The 4,839-nt window shown below is 60.7% G+C and carries 5 protein-coding genes and 1 riboswitch; all 5 genes read right to left on the bottom strand.

Annotated features, from left to right (window positions below; all coding sequences use genetic code 11):
* Nucleotides 1-64 precede the first annotated feature (64 nt).
* Genes I4W09_RS10125 through I4W09_RS10105 form a run of 5 tightly spaced genes read right to left on the bottom strand, consistent with a single transcriptional unit; the run spans nucleotide 65 to nucleotide 4,288 of the window.
* Complete coding sequence (locus I4W09_RS10125; RefSeq protein WP_117745769.1) at nucleotides 65-475, bottom strand: pyridoxamine 5'-phosphate oxidase family protein; 411 nt, start codon at nucleotides 473-475, stop codon at nucleotides 65-67.
* A gap of 44 nt (nucleotides 476-519) precedes the next feature.
* Nucleotides 520-966, bottom strand: coding sequence for a pyridoxamine 5'-phosphate oxidase family protein (locus I4W09_RS10120; protein ID WP_117648255.1), 447 nt, complete (start codon nucleotides 964-966; stop codon nucleotides 520-522).
* A gap of 30 nt (nucleotides 967-996) precedes the next feature.
* Nucleotides 997-1,797 carry an energy-coupling factor transporter transmembrane component T family protein gene (locus tag I4W09_RS10115; RefSeq protein ID WP_148331918.1) on the bottom strand — a complete coding sequence of 267 codons (801 nt, stop codon included), beginning with the start codon at nucleotides 1,795-1,797 and terminating at the stop codon, nucleotides 997-999.
* Complete coding sequence (locus I4W09_RS10110; protein WP_148331919.1) at nucleotides 1,797-3,701, bottom strand: energy-coupling factor transporter ATPase; 1,905 nt, start codon at nucleotides 3,699-3,701, stop codon at nucleotides 1,797-1,799. Before I4W09_RS10110 ends, I4W09_RS10115 begins: the two co-directional genes overlap by 1 nt.
* Nucleotides 3,698-4,288: an ECF transporter S component gene (locus I4W09_RS10105; RefSeq protein ID WP_230318777.1), complete on the bottom strand. Its 591-nt coding sequence runs from the start codon at nucleotides 4,286-4,288 to the stop codon at nucleotides 3,698-3,700. Before I4W09_RS10105 ends, I4W09_RS10110 begins: the two co-directional genes overlap by 4 nt.
* A 5-nt stretch (nucleotides 4,289-4,293) precedes the next feature.
* Nucleotides 4,294-4,486, bottom strand: a riboswitch (FMN riboswitch).
* Nucleotides 4,487-4,839: the final 353 nt, after the last annotated feature.

Below are 4,839 nucleotides of genomic sequence, written 5' to 3'. Positions count from 1 at the left end.
AACGGCGCCGGGCAATACGGGGCCCGCCCATGCGAAAACCAAGTTGTTAGGATGCGCCAGCTGGCTAGAGCTCGACCGGCACCCATTCGTCGTGATTGCAGATAAAAGCCTCGGGATCCTCGACGCTAAAGAAGACGAGCGTGGGGTCGTTAGGCCCCTCATAGTGCTCGCCCAGGTGCTCTAGATGCTTCCACCCGGCTTCGCGCATTTCGTCTAAAGCCCGGTCATCCAAGCCGGCACGCCCGCGCAAGATGAGCCAGCCATGGCCCGGCCACCAACTCGTGGCCTCAAAGCGCTGATTTTGCAGCAGCTCTTGCCACACGTCTTTGGTGCGCGCCGTCACAAACCACAGCTTACCGTCCTGAATCTGAGCAAACGAGAACGGACGCACATGCGGCTGCCCATCCACGCTCGTCGCCAGATACCACGCCGGCACCGACGTCAGATACTCCAAAACCGTATTCAATCCGTCCACGTTTCCTCCTGTACTAGCTAGTTTGGGAACCTGGTTTGTGCGAGCTAGAGCTCCAGGCGCTCCTCGCTGCCGTCGATATCACAGAAGCGCGCAGCAATGTTGCGGACCGAAAAGAAAGCAAGGCGGCCGTCGTTGGCACTCTCGTGTTCCTCGCCAATGCCCACCATGTGCTTAAAACCCGCTTGACGCACCTTGTCGCTCGCAACTGCGTCGTCCTCAAGCGCGGCTTCGCCGGTCAATACGATCCAACATTCCCCCGGCTTCCAGCCCGAGAGCTCAAACTTGGGATTCGCGCTCAGCTCCGCCCACACATCCTTGTCGCGCGACGTGCAAAACCACAACTTACCGTCATCGACCATGGCAAACGAAAACGGCCTCACGCGAGGCTGATGCCCGTCGGCCACATCGGTCGTGGCCAGATACCACGCCGGAATGCGCCTGAGATACGAACAGGCGCGCTCAAGCTGAGCCGTGCGGTCGTTGTCGGTCATAGGGACCCCTTTCTTGCGCTCGAATCGCGCCTAAACAAGTTGAAGATTGATGACGATGACGCAGATGAGCAGCAACGCCGTCACCACCGCCGCCAACGCATCGCCGCGGCCAAATGCAAGCGCATGCAGGCGCGTGCGGCCCTGCTCGCCGTGATAGCAGCGTGCATCCATGGCAGCAGACAGCGTCTCGGCATGGCGGAACACGCCGGTGAACAGCGGAATCGCCACACTGCCGAGCATACGCACGCCGCCGAGCGGGCCCCCCGTCACGCGCGCACCGCGGCTCGCCTGCGCGTCCGCCGTCTGCTTCATCTCGGTGGCAAACTGCGGCATAAAGCGCAACGCGATACCCATGATCATGCCGAGCTCGTGCGCAGGAAGTCCCACACGCGCAAACGGTGCGAGCAGGCGCTCAAAGCCCGCGGTGAGGTCGAGCGTCGGCGTGGTGAGCGTGATAGCGCTCATACCGGCCATCATCAAGGTCAGGCGGCACGCCATAAAGGCGGCGGAATGCAGCGAGCCCTCGCTTATCTGCAAAAAGCCGAGCTGCCACAGAATGCGCCCGCTCTGGTCGGTAAACAAGTTGAGCACCGCGACCACGACGACGATTGCCAGCAGCGGCGCCATCGACGACAGAACGCGACGAACCGGCACCCGAGACACGGCATAGATCAGCACGACAAACATTGCGACAGGGGCCAGTCCGCGGAAGCCGCCGACGGTCAGCGTCGTGATCAGAAACACAAAGCCCAAGAGCAACTTAGTTCGCGGGTCCAGGCGGTGGATCGCACTATCGCCGGGATAGTAGCTGCCAAACGAAAACGCCTCCATTAGCAGCCCTTCTCTCGCGCGACCGTCTTGAATTTAGCAATGTCCGCGACGTTAGAAGGACCGCCCGAGCAACCGATTAGCAGGTCCACCAACTCGTCTGTCAGCGACTCAACCGTATAGAGGCCGTCAAAGCGCAGCGGCACGCCCGCCTCCGTAAGCGCCAGCGCCATACGCTGGGCGGCGGGAACGCCCAAGCCGATTGATTTAAGCTCATCGGCATGCGCAAAAACCTGAGCGGGCGTGCCCTCGGCAAACACCGCGCCCTCGTTCATCACGACAATACGGTCGCAGCAATTGGCCAGGTCATCCATACTATGCGAAACCATGACAACGGTCAGGCCATCGCGGTGAAGTCGATCGATAAGCTCAAGGAAATCCCTGCGCGCAGCCGGATCGAGCCCCGCCATGGGCTCATCGAGCACCAGGACTTCGGGCTCCATGGCGAGCACGCCGGCGAATGCCACACGCCGTTGCTGACCGCCCGAAAGCTCAAAGGGACTCTTGTCGCCGACCGTGGAAAGGTCGAGGCCCACGCGTGAGAGCGATGACTCGACACGACGGTCGACTTCATCTTGCGGCAAGCCAAGGTTATGCGGACCAAACGCCACGTCCTGCGCCACGGTTTCGGCAAACAGCTGACGCTCAGGATATTGAAACACCACGCCGACCTTGGCCTTAACCGCGGCGGCGTCTTTCTTGTTTGACAGATCGAGCCCCAGCGCGCGAACGGATCCCTCCTGGGGGCGAATCAAACCGTTGAGATGCTGGACCAGCGTCGACTTACCCGAACCGGTATGACCTGCCAAGCCCAGGAACTCGCCGCGACGCACCGTCAGCGATACATCGCGCAGCGCCCACGGGCTGCTTGGGTCGTTTCCCCAGAGAGCCTGTTTGCTCGATTTGCCCGCAGTGGCCGAGCGCTTATGCCAGCGGCGGCGCTCGCGCGGACTGAGCGAATAACTGTACGAAACATGGGATAGCTCGATGACGGGCTCCGACGCGTTGCCCTCGTTGTCTACCGGAACAGTGCCGTCAGCGATTTCCGACTGGGATACGGAAGACTGCCCCGCGATGCCTGCCCCACTTCGCTCGGCATAAGCCTGCGCAATCTCGGCGACCATATCCGCCTCACGTACCTGCGCGCAAACGGGCACGCCCTCCGCACGAAGTGCCATGCCCAAACGGCACGACTCTGGCATGTCAAGGTTGAGCTGAACGAGTTCATTCGCCCGCGTCAGAATCTCATCGGGCGTGCCCAGCATGGCAACTCGTCCCGTCTGAAACACGGCGACACGATCGGCCTCGGCAGCCTCCTCCATAAAGTGCGTAATCATCACGATGGTCATGCCGCGAGCGTGCAACGCGCGGCAAGCCTTCATGAGGCCCTTGCGTCCACGCGGATCGAGCATCGAGGAAGCCTCGTCCAATATGAGCACGCGCGGTTCCATGGCGAGCACGCCGGCAAGCGCCACGCGCTGCTTTTGGCCGCCCGAAAGCGCATGGGTCTCGTGGCGCTCAAAGCCCACCAGGCCCACACCCTTCAGCGCCTCGCGTACGCGCTGCGCAATTTGCGCCGATGGCACGCCAAGGTTTTCGGGACCAAACGCAACGTCATCTTCGACAAGCGTTGCCACCAGCTGGTCGTCGGGATTCTGGAATACCATGCCCGCGGTCGAACGAATGTCGTAGACCAGCTCGGGGTCGGACGCATCCATGCCGTTGATGCGTACCGTGCCCGCATCGGGCTGCAACAGCGCATTCAGATGCTTGGCAAACGTCGACTTGCCCGACCCATTGCCACCGAGGATGCAGAAAAACTCGCCGTCCTCGATATTCAGATCGACGCCGTCGAGCGCCGGTACGGCACCGTCATAGCTAAAGGAAACGCCCCGACACTCAATCATGCGCTGCCTTTGACCTGGTCCTTTTTAGGCGTGATGAGGTTGGAGACCGCTTTATACACCGCCAGTGTCAACACCGAGTTAAGCACGGTCTTGATAAGGTTGAACGGCAGCACGGCAGGAATCATGAGCGGGGCGATCACATCGACCGAGCCATACCAGAACCATACGCCAATGGTAAGGTTTGCGACCATAGACAACGCCGTAGCGGCAATAACGCCGAGCACCAGGCCAATCACGGCACCCTTATAGGTATGCATCTTCTGATAGACGATAGCCGCAGGCAGAATGTAGCCCAGCGTGGCAACCAGGTTCATAAGCGCGCCGACCCAGTCACCCGTGGTGAGCGCATGGATAACGATAGCCATAGCGGCAACAGCAGTGCCGGCGCCAGGACCATACGCAAACCCGCACACCATCGCCGGTACCAGCGACGGGTCATACGTCAAAAACGGCGCCGAAGGAAGGATAGGCAGCTGCACGTACATAAACAGGGCGCCCAAGGCGCACATCAACGCCATGGTAACGAGCTGTTTGGTGCTCCACCTATTCGTGTTCTCAAAATGGATATGCTGCGACTGTTCAGACATAAGATCACCTGCCTCTTTCATCCGGACTCTAACCGTTGGTACTGGGATCTCACCAGTTCAGCCGGCATGCGAACCAACACACGCACGGGTCGCGGACTCATCGGCTCGGTCGCAGACACCTCGCCTGCGCCACGGCGTCCCTTTGACACCGCCCGATTTACCGCCAGTGGGGAATTCCACCCCGCCCTGAAACAGCAATTGCAAGTGTAGCACGAGCAGGTTCTCGCGCAAGTATGCCAAGGGTAATTTGTGGCGGAGATCAGTTGCCAAAGCAACCACGTCCCCCACCCATCCCAAAGCAACGCGCCTTTCGCGCAAAGCGCGAAACAGCGAAGGGGACACGTATCCCTATCGACCACATCCTTCTCCGCCCGCCGGCCTCAAGGCCGTAAACGCAGGGAATCCGGGGGCGGGACGGGGACTTCTCTCCGGAATATTCCGCACTGATATCTTCTGTATTGAAGACGTCGATGGTGCACCCGTATACCATTGACGTCGACACCATCAGATGCGGACCGCGCGGTGACCCCACATTCCGCTGGCGCCCACGG

This window comes from Collinsella aerofaciens (genome assembly GCF_015670795.1).
GTDB classification, from domain to species: domain Bacteria; phylum Actinomycetota; class Coriobacteriia; order Coriobacteriales; family Coriobacteriaceae; genus Collinsella; species Collinsella aerofaciens_Q.
The sequence above is the reverse complement of the archived record's forward strand: the minus strand, read 5'-3'. Positions and strand labels throughout refer to the sequence as shown.